This is a genomic window from Winogradskya humida, assembly GCF_016862215.1.
Lineage (GTDB): Bacteria > Actinomycetota > Actinomycetes > Mycobacteriales > Micromonosporaceae > Actinoplanes > Actinoplanes humidus.
In genome coordinates this window covers 105,951-125,345 of sequence record NZ_BOMN01000023.1, presented here as the reverse complement: position 1 = coordinate 125,345, position 19,395 = coordinate 105,951, and the positions used below count along the sequence as shown (strand labels likewise).

16 protein-coding genes are annotated in these 19,395 nt (G+C 68.8%); 5 read left to right on the top strand and 11 right to left on the bottom strand.

Annotation, left to right across the window (positions count from 1 at the left end):
* Positions 1–37 precede the first annotated feature (37 nt).
* Entirely contained in the window at positions 38–292 is a 255-nt protein-coding gene (locus Ahu01nite_RS09765) for a type B 50S ribosomal protein L31 (RefSeq protein ID WP_203836126.1), read from the top strand.
* A 77-nt stretch (positions 293–369) separates the two neighbouring features.
* Here the strand turns inward: Ahu01nite_RS09765 and Ahu01nite_RS09760 are convergent, their stop codons facing one another.
* The 3 genes from Ahu01nite_RS09760 to Ahu01nite_RS09750 form a co-directional block, all read right to left on the bottom strand.
* The gene (locus Ahu01nite_RS09760; RefSeq protein WP_203836125.1) at positions 370–846 is read right to left on the bottom strand and encodes a molybdenum cofactor biosysynthesis protein; all 477 of its coding nucleotides are present in this window, start codon (positions 844–846) and stop codon (positions 370–372) included.
* Positions 847–1,879: 1,033 nt separating this feature from the next.
* Positions 1,880–2,809 carry an AbfB domain-containing protein gene (locus tag Ahu01nite_RS09755; protein WP_203836124.1) on the bottom strand — a complete coding sequence of 310 codons (930 nt, stop codon included), beginning with the start codon at positions 2,807–2,809 and terminating at the stop codon, positions 1,880–1,882.
* Between the two features lie 171 nt (positions 2,810–2,980).
* Positions 2,981–5,884, bottom strand: a complete 2,904-nt coding sequence (locus Ahu01nite_RS09750) for a glycoside hydrolase family 48 protein (RefSeq protein WP_203836123.1) — start codon at positions 5,882–5,884, stop codon at positions 2,981–2,983.
* Positions 5,885–6,094: 210 nt separating this feature from the next.
* On the opposite strand from Ahu01nite_RS09750, the gene Ahu01nite_RS09745 reads away from it, so the two are divergent.
* Both Ahu01nite_RS09745 and Ahu01nite_RS09740 read left to right on the top strand, forming a co-directional pair.
* On the top strand, positions 6,095–7,423 hold the full coding sequence (locus tag Ahu01nite_RS09745) for a glycoside hydrolase family 10 protein (RefSeq protein ID WP_239158744.1): 1,329 nt from the start codon (positions 6,095–6,097) through the stop codon (positions 7,421–7,423).
* A gap of 187 nt (positions 7,424–7,610) precedes the next feature.
* A complete protein-coding gene (locus tag Ahu01nite_RS09740) occupies positions 7,611–8,033 on the top strand; it encodes a BLUF domain-containing protein (RefSeq protein WP_203836121.1) in 423 nt (140 codons plus the stop codon).
* 792 nt (positions 8,034–8,825) lie between these two features.
* Here the strand turns inward: Ahu01nite_RS09740 and Ahu01nite_RS09735 are convergent.
* A complete protein-coding gene (locus tag Ahu01nite_RS09735) occupies positions 8,826–9,692 on the bottom strand; it encodes an alpha/beta fold hydrolase (RefSeq protein ID WP_275411723.1) in 867 nt (288 codons plus the stop codon).
* Positions 9,693–9,729: 37 nt separating this feature from the next.
* On the opposite strand from Ahu01nite_RS09735, the gene Ahu01nite_RS09730 reads away from it, so the two are divergent.
* Positions 9,730–10,302: a TetR/AcrR family transcriptional regulator gene (locus tag Ahu01nite_RS09730; protein ID WP_203836119.1), complete on the top strand. Its 573-nt coding sequence runs from the start codon at positions 9,730–9,732 to the stop codon at positions 10,300–10,302.
* Here Ahu01nite_RS09730 and Ahu01nite_RS09725 read toward each other — a convergent pair.
* The 3 genes from Ahu01nite_RS09725 to Ahu01nite_RS09715 all read right to left on the bottom strand — a co-directional run bounded on the left by Ahu01nite_RS09725 (position 10,295) and on the right by Ahu01nite_RS09715 (position 12,516).
* Entirely contained in the window at positions 10,295–11,065 is a 771-nt protein-coding gene (locus Ahu01nite_RS09725) for a hypothetical protein (protein WP_203836118.1), read from the bottom strand. The genes Ahu01nite_RS09730 and Ahu01nite_RS09725 overlap by 8 nt on opposite strands.
* Positions 11,058–11,579, bottom strand: coding sequence for a SigE family RNA polymerase sigma factor (locus tag Ahu01nite_RS09720; protein WP_203836117.1), 522 nt, complete (start codon positions 11,577–11,579; stop codon positions 11,058–11,060). Before Ahu01nite_RS09720 ends, Ahu01nite_RS09725 begins: the two co-directional genes overlap by 8 nt.
* 82 nt (positions 11,580–11,661) lie before the next feature.
* Positions 11,662–12,516, bottom strand: coding sequence for a GH12 family glycosyl hydrolase domain-containing protein (locus tag Ahu01nite_RS09715; RefSeq protein ID WP_239158743.1), 855 nt, complete (start codon positions 12,514–12,516; stop codon positions 11,662–11,664).
* 193 nt (positions 12,517–12,709) lie between these two features.
* On the opposite strand from Ahu01nite_RS09715, the gene Ahu01nite_RS09710 reads away from it, so the two are divergent.
* Positions 12,710–14,227: a serine/threonine-protein kinase gene (locus Ahu01nite_RS09710; RefSeq protein ID WP_203836115.1), complete on the top strand. Its 1,518-nt coding sequence runs from the start codon at positions 12,710–12,712 to the stop codon at positions 14,225–14,227.
* Here Ahu01nite_RS09710 and Ahu01nite_RS09705 read toward each other — a convergent pair.
* From Ahu01nite_RS09705 to Ahu01nite_RS09690, 4 genes are read right to left on the bottom strand one after another with little or no spacing between them, the layout of a single operon-like run.
* Positions 14,214–16,202, bottom strand: coding sequence for a beta-galactosidase (locus Ahu01nite_RS09705; protein ID WP_203836114.1), 1,989 nt, complete (start codon positions 16,200–16,202; stop codon positions 14,214–14,216). The two genes, Ahu01nite_RS09710 and Ahu01nite_RS09705, sit on opposite strands and share 14 nt — an antisense overlap.
* Positions 16,199–17,548, bottom strand: coding sequence for an ABC transporter substrate-binding protein (locus tag Ahu01nite_RS09700; RefSeq protein WP_203836113.1), 1,350 nt, complete (start codon positions 17,546–17,548; stop codon positions 16,199–16,201). The genes Ahu01nite_RS09705 and Ahu01nite_RS09700 overlap by 4 nt, the downstream gene beginning before the upstream one ends.
* Before the next feature lie 11 nt (positions 17,549–17,559).
* The gene (locus Ahu01nite_RS09695) at positions 17,560–18,474 is read right to left on the bottom strand and encodes a carbohydrate ABC transporter permease (RefSeq protein ID WP_203836112.1); all 915 of its coding nucleotides are present in this window, start codon (positions 18,472–18,474) and stop codon (positions 17,560–17,562) included.
* A 5-nt stretch (positions 18,475–18,479) separates the two neighbouring features.
* Positions 18,480–19,361, bottom strand: a complete 882-nt coding sequence (locus tag Ahu01nite_RS09690) for a carbohydrate ABC transporter permease (RefSeq protein WP_203836111.1) — start codon at positions 19,359–19,361, stop codon at positions 18,480–18,482.
* Positions 19,362–19,395 lie beyond the last annotated feature (34 nt).

The window sequence follows — 19,395 nt, the reverse complement described above, 5'->3', positions numbered from 1 at the left end:
GGCGTTTACCTCCACGGATCCTTCAGGAGGTCGGAAAATGAAGACTGGTATCCACCCCACGTACGGCTACGTCGTCTACCGCGACCGCAGCGCCGGCTACAGCTTCCTCACCCGCTCGACCGCGACGAGCGAGAAGACCATCGAGTGGCAGGACGGCAACACCTACCCGGTCCTCGACGTCGACATCTCCTCGGGCAGCCACCCGTTCTGGACAGGCAAGCAGCGCCTCCTCGACACGGCCGGCCGCGTCGAGAAGTTCCGCCAGAAGTACGCCCGCGCCCAGCAGCGCTGACCGTCACCCCCGACGCCCCGGCCTTCCTCGGCCGGGGCGTCTCGTCATTCCCGATTCTCTCCGGCCCGGGCGTCTCGTCATTCCCGCGTGATCTCGACCTTCACCGGCCCGAGCCGCAACGTCCCGTCGTCGAGCGGCACACACCGGATCCCACCCTTGCCCCGCAACGCCTTGAACGCCCCCGGCCCGATCGTCTCCTCCATCCACGCACACGGATTGGCCCGCCGCCGCACCGACAACCGCACCGCCCCGTCCCCGGAATCCAGACTGAGCACGGCCCCCACCAACTCGTCGACCTCGATCCCGGCGACCAGAATGTTGCGCCGCGTCTGCCGCAGGTCAGCCCCGGCCGGCAGCCCCTCCCGCGCGATCACCGTCACACTCGCGTCCTTGTGCGCCTGCTTCCCGAAATACCGGTCCCCCACCACCCCGAGCCCGGCCCGCAGCACGATCGCCTCAACAAGCTCACCCTCCGGAGCCGGCGCGGGCCCATCCTTGGGCCGCCCCTCATACCGGTGTACGCCCGAAGCCAGCAGCTGCACAATCTCCGCCATCCCCCCAGCCTACGGACCCCGCCGCACCGCCCGGCCCACGCCGCTGAGGCACGGTCCGCCGCCCGGGAAGTCACGCCCAGAGCCATCGTTACGGTCCGTCACCCATGGCAGAATGCATATGTCACGGGCTGAGGCATGATTGCCCCACGCTTGACCGCCGGCCCGACCAAAAGTTGCGCTATCCGAGCCCTGGCCGCAATATCTGGCGCCTTTTCGCCCTCCGCAGACCGCCCGCGGCTGACGCCAGGGATGACGACCACGTGGCGTCACCGAACGGACCCGACCGAACTCCGCGAACAGATCCGTTCGGCCCTGAGCCAGGACCCACAGGCCTCGGCCGTCATCACCGCCCCGGCAACAGAGCACCGGACGCAGAGCCCGTACCCCGCGGATCACGGTCCGGCGGCCGGCCACCGCAGGCCGACCGCCGCAGGCCGACCGCCGCAGGCCGATGCGACGCAGGCCGATGCGACGCTGGGCCGGGGCCGGAGGTCCGTCGCTGGTCAGCCGCGGCGAGGCCAGCGGCGTGAGCCCAGGTGGTCTCGTCTTTCTCAGCCTGGTCAGTAAAAGGGTGCGCGGGGCCTGGTTGAGCCGGTAACGCACGGTCTTGCGAGAAGGCGGCTCGCGGTGATCAGCATGAACCGGGCGCCCCAGACAGCGCGTTCTTTTCCGGCTCTGAGAGACGGACCCAGCCCCAGCCCCAGCCGATCACAAACGAGCCGGCACCGCTGGTCTCACCGTCGGTGCGGGGTGGTGAAGGGGGTGGAGGCGTCGGCGGAGGTGGTGCCGGGGCGGGCGATGTGCGGGAGGATCGCGGTGACGGCGTCGATCAGGCGGGCGGTGGTGGCCGGGCCGGCGTCGAGCGTGGGTGGTACGGCTTCCTTCGGAGCGGACAGGTCGAGGGTGCCGAGGCGGCGGGTGGCGTCGCGAAGGGTAGTTGGCCCGCGACGCCGTTGTCCGTTGCCAGCCGCACGACGAGCGCCAGCGCTTCCTGCTCGTCCAGGTCCGCCATGGGCTCAGACTACGTGGACGGTTACAGCCCTGAGCGTACGGTGAATGCGGTTGGCTGGGTGCTGAGCTGCAGGCGGGAGCGGCGTACGGAGAGGTAGCGGTCGGGGTAGTTGCTGGAGTGCAGCAGGACCGTGCCCGCCTGACGGCCGCTGGTCGCGCAGAAGGTCGCGTCGGCGGTGTAGAGCGACGTGCCCTGGCGGCGGTCGAGCCAGATCTCGCCGTTGCGGTGGCGCAGGTAGTAGCCGGGGTAGTTGGTCGATTCGAACGACACGCAAGCGCTGTCGGCGAGACCGGCGCGCACGGTGAACGTCGAGTCGGCGCGCTCGAGCGATGAGCTGGTGCTGCCGATCCGGTCGACGCGGGCGCGGTAGTCGCGGTGGCGGACGCGGTAGCCCGACATTCCGGACGGTTCGAGGCCGATGCGCGTACCGATGGAGAATGGTCCTGCGGGCGGCGCGACCGTAGGGGCTTTTGTCGGCTTTGTAGACGGAGCGGACGCCGACGGGGCGAGTGAGGACGGCGACGCCGAGGGTGATGCCGACTTCGACGCGGAAGGCGAGGGGGACGCCGACGCCGACGGCGAAGGTGACGCTGAGTGGGAGGCCGAGGGGGAGGCCGACGGGACCGTGAGCGGCAGGGCCGGGACGGTCGGCACCGTGGGCAGCGTGACGAACCGCGGCCCGCTCGCCGTACCGGGCCGCGACGATTGCCACGCGACCGTGCCCGTGACGAGCAGGACGGCGAGCGCCGAGCAGGCGACCACGGTGCCGCGGCGGCTGCGGGAGAGACCGGGGCGAACCGGGAGATCCGTGACCTGCTGCGGGATCGTGGCGCTCGCCGAGGCGAGGAACGACTCCATCATCGGCGGGTAGCCGGGCGGGGTCTGGGGCGCGGGCGGCACCCAGCCACCCACTCGCAGCTCGGTGGTCTGCGAGGGATCCTCTTTGGACATGCACATCCGTTCCGTGGCGGCGGAAACGCACCGCGTCCCGACCCCTCGCGAGGAGGGGACGGGACGGGAGCGACGCCAGGAAATGATCGTGGCATATGCCCGGAAAGGCAAGCCCGGGTTTGGAAGGGGCCCGAGACGCGGGGATGGAAGCCGCGCCCCGGGCCCTGCTCATCAACCGTTCGGGAACAACCGGCCGTACTCCGCGTAACCGGTGGCTACGTCGACCTGTGCCCAGAAGCGGTGGTAGTTGAAGGTCGGGGCGGCGCCACCGGCCAGGTACGACTGGACCTTGGGCCAGTCCGGGTCGTTCTTGTAGAAGGAACGGATGTCGAGGAACGAGACCCCGGGCTTGATCGCGTCGCCGTTGGGCATCGTGCCGGTCCAGCCCGGCGGGATGTAGATGCCCTGACCGGTGGAGGCGTTGTAGACGTCGTCCATCCGGTTGTAGTCGGCGCGGGTCTCGGTGACCGAGACGCCCTTGCTGTCCTTGTACGACCAGATCGCGTCGAGCAGTCCCTTCGCGGCCGTCTTCGCCCGGGTGTCACCGGACTTCGCGGCGTAGTAGGTGAGCAGCTTCGCGTACGACCCGGCCACACCGAGGTCCTGGCCCTTGCTGGTCACCGTGACGCGCAGGCTGCTGTTCGCCGACGGGCTCGACGGGTTCCACGTGTCCGGCTTGCCCGACCACGCCAGGTCCGATGGGATCGCGAAGCTCGTGGCGGAGATGGTGGAGTTGTCCAGCGCCCACGGCACCCACTTGTCGAGCACCGCCTTCGCCTTGGCGTCGCCGGAGAGGTAGTAGTACTCGGCGAGGCGTTCGAGCGACCACGTCTGCATGCCGAACCAGCGGTTCGACGGCGGGTCCTCGTAGACCGGGGCCTCGACGTACGACAGCCCGTAGAACGTCGGGGTGCCCGCGGGGGGTGCCTCGTACGCGCCGTTCCAGCTGTTGGTCGCGCCGCCGGCGATGCCACCGTCGGCCGACTGCAGCCACTGGTAGAACTCGACCTGGCGGGAAAGGCTGGCAGCCCAGTCCGCCTTGGCGGTGGACGACTTCGGCGTCAGCGCGCTCGAGGTCGACAGCACGTACGCCGCCATCGGGTTCTGGTAGCCGAAGTGGCTCGTGCTGGAGCCGATCCGCCACGCCCAGCCGGCCGCCGTGTCGGTGGCGCCGCCCCACGCGTAGTACCAGGACATCAGGTTGTTGGAGCTGCTCTTGCCGGTGCCGGGAGCACAGCCGGTCGAGGTGCAGCCCGGGTTCTTGAAGTACTTGTCGTAGAACGAGTAGCGCAGGTAGTCACCCATCTTCGCGGCGTTGGCCACGGCGGCGGAGATCTGCGAGCCCTTGCCCTGCTCGGTGGCCCAGGTGTACGCCCAGTACGCCGCCTGCACCGCGCGCGAGTCCGCGTCCGGGGCGTTGGTGTACTTCCACTGCTTGGCGTACGACGTGTCCTTGGTGAACAGGTCGAGGTAACCGTTGGGGCCACCGGCCGCGAACGTGTCGCACGACGGCTGCGGCACGGTCTCGAACGTCGACTCCTGCGGGCCCCGCTGGAACGTGTTGATGTACGCGACCCGGGTCGTCTTGTCACCGCAGTGCCCGAAGCCGTAGACGTTGTCGACGTCGAGCAGCCAGTGCATGCCGTACACGTCGGGGGTGCCGTACGTGGTCTTCAGCTCGTTGGCGAGCGGGTCCGTCCCGACGCTGACGCTGGGCTCCAGCTGCGACGGGTACTGCGACGGCAGCGGGTGCTCGGCGGCGTACGTTGCGGGCTTCGACGGGTCGTACTTGTCGTTGGTGGGCTGGTCGGCGTGCGACGGGATGATGTACTTCTCCATCGTCTGCCACGCCGAGCTGAACGGCGCCCACTCCTGCGTCACGCGGCCGTGCTCGGCCTCGAGCCACAGCCAGTAGCTGAACGCCTCGGACGTCGTCTCGTGTCCCTGGTCGGGCGCCTCGTCGATCAGCGTCTCGATCGAGTGGTACGGCACGCCCTCGGGGCTGAAGTAGCCGTTCGCCGGGTTCTTGATGTCGTTGTAGAGCTGGGTGAACCGGGCGTCGGCGCTACCCTCCGCGACCACGCTGGCGAGCACTGTCGCGGCGGTCAGGCCGGTGCCGGTCGCGGAGAACGTGGCGTTCGTGTTCACCGCGGCGGCGGCCGTCGCGGTGACGGTCACGGTCTGCGGAGTGTTCCAGTTCGCCGTGGTGAAGGTCAGCGACGCGGGTGCGGCGGAGACGGTGGTGACCCCGGCGGTACGCGCGACGGCGACGGTCGTGCTCGCCGTCGGCGCCTTGGACAGCGACACCTTGAACGTCGCCGTTTTACCTGGCGAAACGGTGACGCTTGTGGAGTCCGTGACGACGGCCGGGTTCGCGGAGGCGTCGACGAAGACCGGGACGTCGGCCGTTGTGCTGCGCACTCCCGCGGAGTCGAAGGCCACCGCCTGGACGTGGTACGCGGCGGCCTGGGCGGGGACGCTGGCCCACGTGTACGCGTACGGCGCGGACGTGTCGGACCCGAGCAGCAGCCCGTCGTGGTAGAACTCGACCTTGCTCACCGTACGCCCGGTGCCGGCCGTCGCGGTGGCGGTGATCGGGATCGAGGCCGGCGCGGTGTAGCGGGTGTTCGCGGCGGGGCTGCTGATCGCCACGGTCGGCGCGGCCACAGCCCCGTTACACGCGGTGCCGTTGAGCGTGAACGCGGTCGGTAACGGGTTCGCGGACGTGAACGTGGCGTTGAAGCCGGTGCTCACGCTCGCGCCGGTGCCGAGCCCGCCGTTCCACGCGACGTTGTTCACCGTGACGTGGGTGCCGGTCTGCGCGTACGTGCCGCTCCAGCCCTGGGTGACCTTCTGCCCGGCGTCGGGGAAGTCGTACTCGAGTTTCCAGCTGGTGACCGGGTCACCGGTGTTGGTGATGGCGATGTCGCCGGTGAAGCCGCCGGTCCACTGGCTCTGGACCTTGTAGACCACGCTGCAGGCGGCGGCGGCCTGCGCGGGCGGCGGGGCGGCGACGAGGACCAGCCCGGCGCCGAGCAACGCGGCGCCGAGGGCCCTGCCTGTTCTGTGTCGCATAGGGGCTTCTCTCTCTGCAGGGACGGGCTGCGGGATCGAAAGCTGTGACCGTGGAAGCGCTCCCATGAATGTCGGCGTCGTTCATCTGCTTGTCAAGAGAACGAAACAAACAAATCGATTGGCGCCTATGTTGACAGCGGCGGCAGAGGTGAGTACCCATAGAGACAGCCACCGTCGTGGGAGCGCTTCTTCGCGATGGAGGAGTCCCCCATGCCCTTTCTAGCCACGGTCCTCGCGGCCGTCCTCAGCCTGTCGCCTTTACAGGCCCCGACGCTCGCCTCCCTCGCCACGGCCAGGGGCATCGACATCGGCGTCGCGCTCGCCCCCGCCCGGCTCAGCGAGACCGCCTACAAGACCATCGTGGACAACGAGTTCAATCTCGTCGTCCCCGAGAACGCCATGAAATGGGACGCCACCGAGCCCACGCAGAACCAGTTCCGCTGGACCGACGGCGACGCCGTGGCCACGTACGCGCAGAGCACCGGCAAGGAGCTCTACGGTCACACCCTCGTATGGCACAACCAGCTCCCGTCCTGGGTCTCCGCCCTCGACGCGACCGCACTGCGCGCCGCCATGCTCAACCACATCACCACCGTCGCCACCCACTTCAAGGGTCAGGTGTCGTCGTGGGACGTGGTCAACGAGGCGTTCTCCGACAGCGGCGGGGTCAGAAGGTCGACGCCGTTCCAGGACAAGCTCGGCGACGGCTACATCGCCGAGGCGTTCCAGGCCGCCCGCGCGGCGGACCCCGGCGCGAAACTGTGCATCAACGACTACAACATCGAGAACATCGGCGCGAAAAGTACCGCTGTCTACAACCTGGTACGCGATTTCAAAGCTCAGGGCGTACCCATCGATTGTGTAGGTTTTCAGGCCCATCTGATCCTCGGCCAGGTCCCCGGCGACCTGAAGGCCAACCTCCAGCGCTTCGCCGACCTCGGCGTCGACGTGCGCATCACCGAACTCGACATCCGCATGGCCACCCCGTCGGACGCGGCCAAACTCGCCCAGCAGGCAGCCGACTACCGCTCGGTGGTGACGGCCTGCCTGGCCGTGACCCGCTGCCAGGGCGTGACCACCTGGGGCGTCACGGACAAGTATTCCTGGATCCCCGACGTCTTCCCCGGCCAGGGCGCGGCCCTGCTCTGGGACGAGAACTACCAGCCCAAACCGGCCTACCAGGCGGTCGCCGAAGCCCTGGGCGGCGTGGCCCCGGCCGCGCCCTGCAAGGCTGCCTACTCGGTGTCCAGCCAATGGAACACCGGCTTCACGGGCACCGTCACCCTCACCAACACCGGCACCACCGCCTGGTCCGGCTGGCAACTCGCCTTCGCCTACACCGCCGGCCAGACGATCACCCAGTCCTGGAACTCCGTCCTGGTCCAGCCCGGCCCCCAGGCCACACTGACCAACGCCTCCTGGAACGGCGCGGTCGCCCCGGGCGGCACGGTCTCCCTCGGCTTCAACGCCTCCTGGTCGGGCACCAACCCCGCCCCCACGGCCTTCACCGTCAACGCGACGGCCTGCACTACGGTCTGACCGTGCTCGCCTACACCTACGTGGGACCCGCGGACCTCCCGCGGGTTCCCCCGGCCACTTCACCACCGAGTTCATCTTCCGTCACTGCGCCACCTGTGGCGAGCTCACCGTGGTGAAGGACGACGACTACTACTGCTACAACTGCGAAACCCCACTGCCCGCCTGAACCACGTATTACCGTCGGGGAATGAGCCTGACGCAGCTGATCTACTGCAGCAGGAAGAACACGGACCTGCGCCCCGAAGCGATCTTCGGCATCCGCGACCAGGCCCGGGCCAACAACGCACGCCAGGACCTCACCGGCGTCCTGCTCTTCAACCGCGACTGCTTCATGCAATGCCTGGAAGGCGACCGCGAACAGGTCACCGAAACCTTCGCCGCCATCTCCCAGGACGCCCGTCACGACCACGTGGCACTGGTCGCCGTCCAGGACATCCCCCAGCGAAGCTTCCCCGACTGGACCATGGGCCTGCTCGACGCCAACTCCCCCAGCCTCCGGGCAGCCCTCGACGACATCCTCCCCAGCACCGAATTCACGCCGGAGACCCTCCCCGCCGACACAGCGGTCACGGTGATGAACCGCATGCGCACCCTGCACTTCGCCTACTGAGACGCCCGCCGGCAGAGATCGGCGGCGCCGACCAGCACGATGCCCGGACATCCGGCTCGTTCGACGTCTTGTTGCTCGCGTCGTTGACCGTGCCGCTGCCGACGCGGTTCGGGTAGTCGCCGAGCAGTTCCGGTGGTGCCATGTGCCGGGTCCAGCGGCGGCACAGATGCTCGAAGTGCGGGCCGAGCACGTTGCCGACGAAACGCCGGCGGCTGCGCTGCCACAGCCGGGTCGCGTCCCGGGTGTGTTCGAGGTCGGACCAGATGGCCGCATGACCGCGTGGTAGAACGTCACCAGCGGTTCCGCGATCCGGAAGCTGGTCCGGTTGTCCTTGAACACGTCGGGTTCGCGGGCGATGAGACCGCAGCCCTCGAGGACGGTCAGCGGGTGGGCCAGGTCGCCGGATTTACGGCCCAGGTAGGACGCGATGCCGCCACGGTTCGCGTTCCCGGCGGCGATCGCGTTGATCTTCAACGCGGTGGCCGGGTCGTCCACACCCCAGAACTCCGCGGCGAGCTGACGGTCGAGGGTGGGCACGACCAGCTCCAGCCCGGCCCGGCCACGCAGCGGCGCATTGCCGCTGAGCAGCCGCCCCATGAACGACATGGCCGAACCACAGAGCAGCAGACAGGCACGGCTGGAGTCACGCTCGGCGCGCAACGGTGCGAACGCGTTCTGGATGATCGACGGAAGCTGCGCGTTGGCAGCCACCAGGTAGGGGAACTCATCGATCACCACCGGGATCCGCCGCTCCCGCCCGAGAGCGAGCAGCGCGTCGATCGCGCCGTGCAGTTATGCAAGCCGGCAGAAGTCGGTCAGGGCGGCGGCGACCACGGCGGGTTGCTCGTCGGGGATGAAGTGGCCGGCGTCGGCGATGGTGATGCCGGTGACGGTGGGGGCCCAGGGTTTGAGGGAGGCGGCCATGTCGGGGATGGAGCCGTGGCTGCTGGAGATGCCCAGGACCGGGAGCGTGAGCAGCTTGCGGGCGAGGGCCTCGTGGTTCTTGCGCGCGGACTCGGCGGCGTCGCGGTAGTAGGCCAGGGCGGCGTGGAGGCCGCCCTCGGCGGCGAGGGATGCGGCGTACAGGTCGATTTCCTGGTCACTGAAGGCGTCTGCGGCGAGGGACTTGGTCTTCAGGAACCACGCGACGTATTCGCGTTCGCGGCCGGTGAGCAGGACCTCCGGCAGGTCGGGCACGAGGTGGAACGCGAAATGCCAGGTCTTCCACGCGCGGGCCGGGTCCGTCGGGATCGAGTCGGGCAAGGTGATGCCTGGGATGCCGGCGTCGAGCAGGGCGACGCCGCGGATCTGATCCTCGAACTGCAGGGCTTGGGAGAACGCGACCCACGCGCCGATGTCGTGGCCGGCCAGCCAGTAGGACGAGACACCGAGCGACTGCACGGCGGCATGGACCGAAGCGGCGGCCGTGTGCGTGTCGTAGCTGCCCGGGGGCCGCCCGGAGTCGCCTTGGCCGGGCAGGTCGACGGCGATGACGTGGAACCGCCCGGCCAGGGTGGGCATCACCTTGCGCCAGGCCTGCCAGGTCTGGGGGAGCCCGCGAGCAGCACGATCGCCGGACTGCCCGGGGCGCCGCTTTCGACGGCGTGGAGGGTGGACCGGTGGTGGGTGAGAGCAGTCATGGGAGGCAGCGTAAGCCATCTTGAACCAAACAGTTCAAGATAATATGATCAGGGTCATGGCAGGCAGGAAGCAGTTCGACGTCGACACGGCACTCGAGGCCGCCATGATCCAGTTCTGGCGGGCGGGGTATGCCGACACGTCGGTGGACGATCTGTCGCGGGTGACCGGGCTCAACCGGAGCTCGCTCTACTCGTCGTTCGGCGGGAAGGATGCGCTGTTCCTGCGGTGCCTCGATCGCTACGTCACCCGTTACGGCGAGCGCTTCGATGCCGCGCTGTCCGGTGGCGGTGATCAGCCTGTCGCGGCCGCGCGGGCGTTCTTCGAGGTCACCCTGGCACGCATCGCCGACCCGGGGCTGCCCGACGGGTGCCTGGCGGCCCAGACCGCGATGGCGATCCCGTCACTCAGTCCGGCCGTGGCCGAGCGGGCCCGGGAGACCATCACACTCCAGCAGACGCGGCTGCGGGCCGCTTTCAAGACAATGCCCGATCAGACAGCCGATGTGTACGCAGTCCACGTCGCGGCCGTCAACCAGTCCCTCGCCGTCATGAGCCGCACCGGGGCGAGCGCCGCCCAGCTGCGCGCCATCGTCGGCGTGACCCTGGACGCGCTGGCGAAGGCTATTTGAACCCGCCCGTGACCTTGGCTTCCGTCTTCGAGGCCCGGGCCGTGACGACGTACTTGTCCCCGGTCAGCGTGTGCTTCGCCGCGGGGTGGTTGTACTGGGCGGCGAACGTGTACGACCCCGGCGCGATCTCGCCGCCGGGGAGCAGGACGAAGCGGTAGGTGTCCTTGTCGGCCTGCTGGGTCACCGTGATGGTCATCATGTTCTCGGGGATCGACGTCCAGCGGCCCGTGTGCTCCACCTTGTCGGTCTTCGCCACCGTGATGGTCACGTCGAGCTCGGTGATCGTCCTGGTGGTCGTCAGGACGACGTTGTTCTGGGTCCAGTTGGGGTTCGAGCCCGGGTCGAGCAGCGACTGCGACGACAGGTAGCCGTCCTTGGTCGTGGCGCGGTGGGACACGCCGCTCGACGTCGAGACCTGCGGCTTGTGGGAGGACGTCGAGGGTGAACCGGACGGCGACGCCGACGGGGAGGGCGACGGCCGGGCCGGGGCCGACGGGGTGAAGACCGACGCGGTGGGCGCGGCGACCTGGTCCGTGCCGTTGTCGTCGCTCGACGCGAGGCGGACGCCGGCGACGCCACCGACCAGGACGGCCACGACACCGAACGCCGACGCGAGGGGGCGCAGCCGGATCAGGGCCGGGCGGCGGGCAGGCTCGGCGCGGTTCTGGATGATCCGGTCGAACATGGCGTCGCGGTCCGGGCGGTGCCGCTCCGCTTCCTGGTGCAGCAGGGACCGGAGAGCTCGTTCGTCGTGGTCACGCATTGAGGCCTCCTCCGATGCTCATCGGGATCTCCTGCAGGAACGTGCTCAGCTGGGCGGCGCCCCGCGACGTCTGGCTCTTCACCGCGCCGATCGAGATGCCGAGGATCTCGGCGACCTCACGTTCGGGGACGTCGAACGCGTACCGCAGGATCACGCATTCGCGGCGGCGGACCGGGAGGCGGGCCAGCGCCGCGCGTACATCCATGATCGCCGGGGTGTCCGGCTCGGCGCGATCGCGGCGCAGCAGGCCGAGCCGCAGCATGCCGTGGCGTTCCCGGGTCTGGCGTTTGATCCACTGCCGGGCCAGGTTGGTGACGATGCCCCGGGCGTACGCGAGGGGGCTGTCCGCCGCCTGCACGCGCGCCCAGTGCCGCCACACCTCGGTGAACGCGTCGGCGGCGAGGTCGTCGGCGATCCCGGAGTCACCGGTCACGAGGTACGCGAGCCGGGACAGGTCCGCGTGGTGCTGGTCGAAGAAGCGGCGGAAGGCACGCTCGGCGTCGAGATCGGTCACGTGGTCCTTCCTCGGGAGGTTCAGCGGGGGGCCGGCTGCCCCGGCAGGGGCAGATCTTGGGGACCGGGGCAGCCGGAGTATGTCAGCCGATCCGCACTGAGTAGGAATCGGTGTCCAGCGTTCCCGAGCCGGTGAAGATCTCCGTGCCGGCCTGCACGCTGGAAAGATACTTCGTCGCGGGCAGCCACGCCCTGGCAGTCAGGTCGTCGGTGAAGTCGCGCAGGTCCAGGTCCGAGCCTTCGGCATTGTCGGTACGCACGAACGAGTACACGTTCCACCCGATGTTCCCGCGGTAGAGGTCCCAGCTGGTCCCGCCGATCGTCACGGTCGCCTGCCTGGTGCCGACCGGGCCCGCGCCGCCGGAGTGGTAGAGCCACACCATGATCTCGTCGGTGGGCTGGTCCTGCCAGTCCGGCTCGGCGACGTCGTGCAGCCACAGGTCGTACGCGACGTTCATGGTGTTCGGGGTGTCCTGCTTCACTGTGAAGTCCCAGTCGGCGTTAACCGGTTCGCGGTCGGAGAGACGGACGGGCAGGCCCGTGTTGCCGGCTTTCCAGCCCCAGTGCCAGCCGAGGACCGCGCTGGCGTAGGACTTGACCGAATTCTGCTGACCCGTCCAGTCCCAGGTGGTGCTCCACGCGAGGGTGTCACCGTCGAGCGAGGACCTGGTCACGCACTGCGTACCCGTGCCGGTGTCCTTGCCCCACTGGTTGTTGTTCAGCCAGTACTTCCCGGCCGTGATCTCCCCGCCCGCCGCGCAGTTCTCGACGCCCTTCACCGGGGCGGAGGTCGCGGACGGCGACGGTGACGATGACGCGGCGACGGACCGTGAAGACGAGGTGCTGACAGCGGCGTCGGCCTGCATGACGCCCACGGCGACAGCGACGCCGGCCGCGGCACCGACGGCGATCGGGATGACGTATCGCTTGCGCACCATGTGGAGCCTTCTCGACGGGGACAAGGGCACAACGCTCGCGCGCGGAGGGGCGGTGAGGTCCGGAGCCGCCCCTCCGCGGGCGAACAACCACTCAGTGGTCCACGGCACCGGAAAGGTTGCTCGCGTCGCAAAAGTTTTTTTGGTGTCGCCCATTAGGGTGACGTCGAACGATCCACGGGGAGGACCACCGATCATGACCATGCCGCTGCGGCCGGGCGAACAGACCCGGCTCGGGCGCTACGAGCTGCTGGGCCGTCTCGGGCAGGGCGGCATGGGCACCGTCTATCTGGGCAGCGACGACGCGGGCCGGCGGGTGGCCATCAAGATGGTCCGGCCGGAGTTCGCCGACGAGCAGGAGTTCCGGGGGCGGTTCCGCAGCGAGGTCAGCCGGGCCAAACAGGTGCCGCCGTTCTCCACCGCCGAGGTGCTCGACGCCGACCCCGACCACGACCCGCCCTATCTCGTGGTGGAGTACGTCGAGGGGCCGAGCCTGCAGGCCGTGATCGCCGACAAGGGACCGCTGACCGGCTCCGCGCTGCACGGTGCGGCGGTCGGCATAGCGACGGCGCTGACCGCGATCCACGGCGCGGGCGTGATCCATCGTGATCTCAAGCCCGGCAACGTGCTCATCGCGATGGGTGGCATCAAGGTCATCGACTTCGGGATCGCGCGCGCTTTCGAGGCGACGAGCGCTCACACGCGTACCGATCAGATGGTTGGCACTGTCGCTTATATGGCACCGGAACGGTTCGACGACGCCGGTGGGCGTCAGGTCGGTCCGGCGGCGGACATCTTCGCGTGGGGTGCCGTGGTGGCCTACGCGGCGACCGGCCGCACCCCGTTCGCGGCGGACTCGGCGGCGGCGACCGCGATGCGCATCCTGACCCAGCCGCCCGAGCTGAGCGGCCTGCCCGAGCCGCTGCGGGCCCTGGTGGCCCGCGCGCTGGCCAAGGAGCCCAAGGACCGGCCCACCGCACGTCAGCTGCTCGATCTGCTGCTGGCCGGTGGCACCGGGGAGGCGGGCGTCGCGGCCCTGGCGCAGGAGGCCACGACGGTCACGCCGCAGCCGAGGAAACGACAGCGGTTCCTGCTCCCCGTCGCGGTGATCGTGGCGGTGCTGGCCGGGATGTTCGGCGCCCGCATCGGCATGGACCGCTCGAATGCCGGGTCCGAGCGGACGGCTGACGCTCCGGTCGTGCGGCCCACGCCGTCGGTGGACCCGCACGCCGAGATCCTCGCCGGGCGCAACCTCACGCTGCTGCACGTCGACGAGATCGACCGTGACCTTGCCCTCGACGTGCAGGACCCGAGGGTGCGGGCCGCCGACGGCACCGGGAACAAGTCGTTGTTCCTGCTGGAGCCGGTCGGCGTCGATTATCTGGTCCGCACCCTGCGCGAGGGCGTCGCCGGGCCGGAGACGTGCCTCGGGGTGCGCAACGATCCGGAGGGCTCTGCGTTCCTCGTCCCGGCGGAGTGCAAGCCGACCAAAGCGACCCTGTTCTCCTTCTCCGCGATCGGCAAGAAGGACGACAAGGGTCGCGAGCGCTACACGATGCGCAACGACGAGTCCGGCGCGGTGCTCTGGGATCCGGGCAACCGCACGGTGATCGTCGAGGTCGCCGACGACTGGACGCCGAACCTCAGCGTCAGCTTCGTGGACCGCGGCCCCCTCTCGGAGGCCGCGATCCCGTCGGCGTCTAGACCTTCTTGAGCACCGTGACGCCGCGTGCCTCGAGCAGCGTGCCCGAGCCGTGCAGCACCTCGCCGTCGAGACCGGTCAGCTCGACCGGCTCGGCGGTCCGGTTCACCACGAACCAGTAGTCGCCGCGCACCGCGAGCTCGACCCGCCCGCGCAGTTCCTCCGGCAGTTCACTGACGATCCCGGCCCGCTGCAACAGGTCACCCAGGACCGGGACGAGACCTTCCGGACCGAGCCGGGTCGACACGTACGCCGCCGAGCCCGTCCCCACGCTGCGCCGCGTGATGGCCGCACCGCCGTCCTTGTAGCCGGCGAGCACCTCCACCCCCGCAGCGGTGACCTCGACGCGATCGGTCCAGACCGTGCCGATGGTGCCGTTGTCGAGCGCGGCGCTGTCGCCGTCCAGCAACGGCTCGAACTCCTCTATCCGGATGCCGAGCAGGTCACGCAGCGCACCCGGGTAGCCACCGAGCCAGATGTGGTCGTTCTCGTCGACGACCCCCGAGAAGTACGTGGTGACGAGGTGTCCCCCGGCGTTCACGTAGGACTCGAGGCGTTCCCGCAGCGCCTGCGGCACCACGTGCAGGATCGGCGCCACGACCATGTCGTAACCGGCGAGCTCGGCGTGCGACGGCACGACGTCGGCGCGGACGCCGAGGTCGAGGAACGCCGTGTACCAGTCGAGGGCCTCCTGCTTGTACCGCAGCCGATCGGTCGGGTGCGAATCCTGCTCGCTGGCCCACCACGAGTCCCAGTCGAAGACGATCGCGGCCCGTGACGGCGTGCGCTCGGTCCCCGAGATCGGGGCGAGCTTGCGCAGGGTGTCCCCCAGCGCCACGACGTCGCGGAACAGCGTGCTGTCCTCGCCGGCGTGCGGGACCATCGCCGAGTGGTACTTCTCGGCTCCGGCCTTCGACTGGCGCCACTGGAAGAAGCAGACCGCGTCGGCACCGTGCGCGACGTGCGTGAGCGAGTCACGCGCCAGCTCGCCCGGCTTCTTCGGGACGTTGATCGGCTGCCAGTTGACCGCGCTGGTCGAGTGCTCCATGAGGAACCACGGCTTGCCGCCCGCCACCCCGCCGGTGAGGTTCGCCGAGAACGACAGGTCGTCCAGCGACTGCGCACCCGGCAGGCGGTAGTGGTCGTTCGAGACGAAGTCGACGTCGGCCGCCCACGCGGCGTAGTCCATCGGCTTCTGCTCGCCCATGATCATGAAGTTGGTGGTGACCGGGATGCCCGGCGTCAGCTCGTGCAGCACGTCCCGCTCGGCGCGCAGGTACACACGCAGGGCCTCGGACGAGAACCGCTTGAAGTCGAGCTGCTGGGTCGGGTTCGGGTGGGTCGCCGCCAGCCTCGGCGGGAGGATCTGCGCCCAGTCGCTGTAGTGCTGCGACCAGAACGAGGTGCCCCACGCCGCGTTGAGCGCGTCGAGAGTGCCGTACTTCTCCTGCAACCACGACCGGAACGCCGCCGCGGCGTCGTCGGAGTAGTCGTAGATGTTGTGACAGCCCAGCTCGTTGGAGACGTGCCACGCGGTCAGCGCCGGGTGGCTTCCATAACGCTGCGCCATCACGCGGACCAGGCGCAGGGCGTGCTCGCGGAAGATCGGCGAGGTGGGGCGCCACTGCTGACGCCCGCCCGGCCAGATCGTGCGGCCCTGCTGGTCTACCGGGAGGATCTCCGGGTGCTTCGTGGTCAGCCACGGCGGCGGCGAGGCCGTCGCGGTCGCGAGGTCGACCGAGATGCCCCCGGCGTGCAGCAGATCCAGGATCTCGTCGAGCCAGCCGAAGTCGTACTCACCCTCGGTCGGCTCGAGGCGTGCCCACGAGAAGATGGCGAGCGAGACGATCGTGACGCCGGCCGCACGCATGGCGCGCACGTCCTCGTCCCAGACCTCCCGCGGCCACTGCTCGGGGTTGTAGTCGGCGCCGTACTCCAGCCGGGGCTGCTGCCCCGGCTGGGTCGGGCGAAGCCAGCGAGTTGTCACTTGACCGTGAACCCCTGCTCCTTGCCGTACGCCGCGGACTGGTCCTGCCACGCCTTGAGGCCATCGGCCAGCGGCGTCGAGGAGACGTACGCCTTGCCGACGCTGTCGTTGAAGATGCTGTTCGCGTACACCTGGAAGGGCAGGTACGACCAGCCGGGCGTCACGTTCTTCGAGGAAGCGGCGAAGATCTCGTTGGCCTTCTGGCCGCCGAAGTACTTGAACTCGGTGTTGAGGAACGCCGCGGAGTCGAGCTGCTTGACGGTGGCCGGGAACGCGCCGTTGTCGACGCGGGTCTGCACGCCGTCGCCGTCGTTGGCGTACTTCAGGAAGCCGTACGCGAGTGCCTTGTTGGAGGACTTCTCCGGGATGGCGAGCGAGCTGCCACCGTTCTCGGCGGAGGCGGTGCCACCGGCGGTCCACTGCGGCAGGGCCGCGACGCGCCACTTACCGGAGCCCGCGGGGGCGCCGGAGGTGAAGTTGGCGGGCATCCACGCGCCGGTGTTCAGGGTGGCGATGGACCCGTTGCCGAGGCCCTGGTACCACTGGTCGCTCCAGGAGCTGATCGGCGCGAGCAGCTTCTCGCTGATCAGCGCCTGCCAGACCTTGACGAACTCCTGCGAGCCGGCGTCGTTCAGGTTGATCGTGACGTTGGTGCCGTCGACCTGGTACGGCTTGCCGCCGGCCTGCCAGATGAGGCTGGTGACGAAGCCCGCGTCGCCGGTGTCGTTGGCGATGTACGCCTTCGGGTCCGCGGCGTGCAGCTTGCGAGCGGCGTCGAGGAACTCGGTCCACGTGGTCGGGACCGTGATCTTGTACTTGTCGAAGACGTCCTTGTTGTAGAACATCGCCATGGGGCCCGAGTCCATCGGGAGCCCGAATGTGCCACTGCCGGACTGGACCGACGCCCACGGGCCCGGGCTGAAGTCGGCCTTGAGCGACGAGGCGCCCATCTGGTTCAGATCGGTGATCGACTTACCGAGCGCGAACTGCGGCAGCGCGTAGTACTCGATCTGCGCGACGTCCGGGATGCCCGAGCCGGCCGCGAACGCGTTCTGCAGAGCCGTGTACTGGTCGTTGCCGGTGCCGGCGTTCACCAGGTTGATCTTCACGTTCGGGTAGGTCTTCTGGAAATTCGCGACGACCTGCTTGAGGGTCGGCTCCCACGCCCAGACGGTCAGGTTGCCGCCCTTCTGCAGCGCGGCGGTCACGTCGGCGTCGGAAACGGTCGTGCCTGACGTGCCCGACGAGGAGTCGTCGTCACCGCCGCCGCACGCGGCGAGGGTGAGGGTGGTGGCGGTAGCGAGCGCGGCCAGGCCGAGCAGACGCCGCCGGGTGAAAGTGGTCATGCGTGATCTCCTTATTCCTTAACGCTGCCGGCGGCAAGGCCGGACTGCCAGTAACGCTGCAGCAGCAGGAACGCGGCCAGCAGCGGGAGGATCGTGAGCATCGATCCGGTGATGACGAGGTTGAACACGACGTCCCCGCCGGCGGTCTGGGCCTGCGCGTTCCAGGCGTTCAGCCCGACGGTGAGCGGGTACCAGTCGGGGTCCTTGAGCATGATCAGCGGCAGGAAGTAGTTGTTCCAGGTCGCGACCATGCTGAAGAGCAGGACGGTGACGATGCCCGGGGCGAGCAGCGGCACGGCGAGGCGGAAGAAGATGCGGAACTCGCCGGCCCCGTCGACCCGCGCCGCCTCGATGATCTCCGTAGGGATCGCCTGCTCCGTGAAGGTCCACATGAGGTAGAGGCCGAACGGGGTGATCAATGACGGGATGATGACGGCCCACGGCGTGTTCGTCAGGCCCATCTTGCTGAACATGAGGAACGTGGGCACAGCCAGCGCGGTGCCGGGGACGGCGACCGCGCCGATGACGATGGCGAAGACGCCCTTCTTGCCGGGGAAGTCGAACTTCGCCAGGCCGTAACCCGCCAGCACGGCGAGGAAGGTCGCGCCGCCGGCGCCGACGATCACGTAGAACAGCGTGTTGCCCAGCCAGCGGACGAAGATGCCGTCGTTGTACGTGAGCGTCTCGCGGATGTTGTCCCAGAGCGCGAAGTGCCCGTCGTCGAACCACAGGCCGAACGAGCTCGCCAGCCCGTCCTGGGTCTTGGTCGAGTTGATCAGCAGCCAGACCAGCGGGATCAGGCTGTAGATCAGCGCGATGCCGGTGACCAGCGTGAGGACCACGCTCTTGCGGTTACGCGGCTTGCGGGGGGTGAGCGGCGACTTGTGGGTGCCGGTGCGCTCGGGCGCGGTGACCATGGTCGTCATGGCGCTCAGCTCTCCTTGGTGCCGCGCAGCTGCACGACGTAGGCGATGACCATGGTGATCACGCCCATGACGATGGCGACGGTGGCGGAGTAGTTGTACTGCTGGCCCGAGAACGACAGCGAGTACGCGTACAGGTTCGGGGTGAAGTAGGTCGTGATCGCGTTGGGCGCGACGTTCTGCAGGATGCTCGGCTCGTTGAAGAGCTGGAAGCTGCCGATGATCGAGAAGATCGTGGCGATGACCAGCGCGCCCCGGATGGCCGGGAGCTTGATCGACCGGATGATCCGCAGCTCACCGGCGCCGTCGATCTCCGCCGACTCGTAGAGCGTCGTGGGGATCGTGCGCAGCGCCGAGTAGAAGATCAGCATGTTGTAACCCACGAACTCCCAGGTCACGATGTTGCCGATCGAGGTGAGGATCAGGCTCGGCGAGAGCGGGTCCGGCAGGGTGATGTTGAAGGCGTCGTTGATGTTGCCGACCAGGCCGAACTGCGTGCCGTAGATGAAGCCCCACATCAGGGTGGCCACCACGGCGGGCACGGCGTAGGGGAGGAAGATCGAGATCCGGAAGAACGACTTGCCGTAGAGCCGGCCGCTGTCGATCGCGAGGGCGACCAGCAGCGCGATGAACAGCATTATCGGGACCTGAACGACCAGGAAGATCGACACCCGCCCGACCGACGACCAGAAGTTCGGGTCGGTGAGCGCCTGCTGGTAGTTGTCCAGCCCGACGAACGAGTTGCCGCCGATCAGCCGGTTCTTGAACAGGCTCAGGTAGATCGAATAGACGATCGGTGCGAGGAAGACCAGAGCGAAGACGGCCATGAACGGACCGACGAACCGCCAGCCCGTCCAGGACCGGCGTCTCGGTACAGCGATGTCGGCCACGTGACGTCCCTTCTCTGCACGAAGTATGTTTACG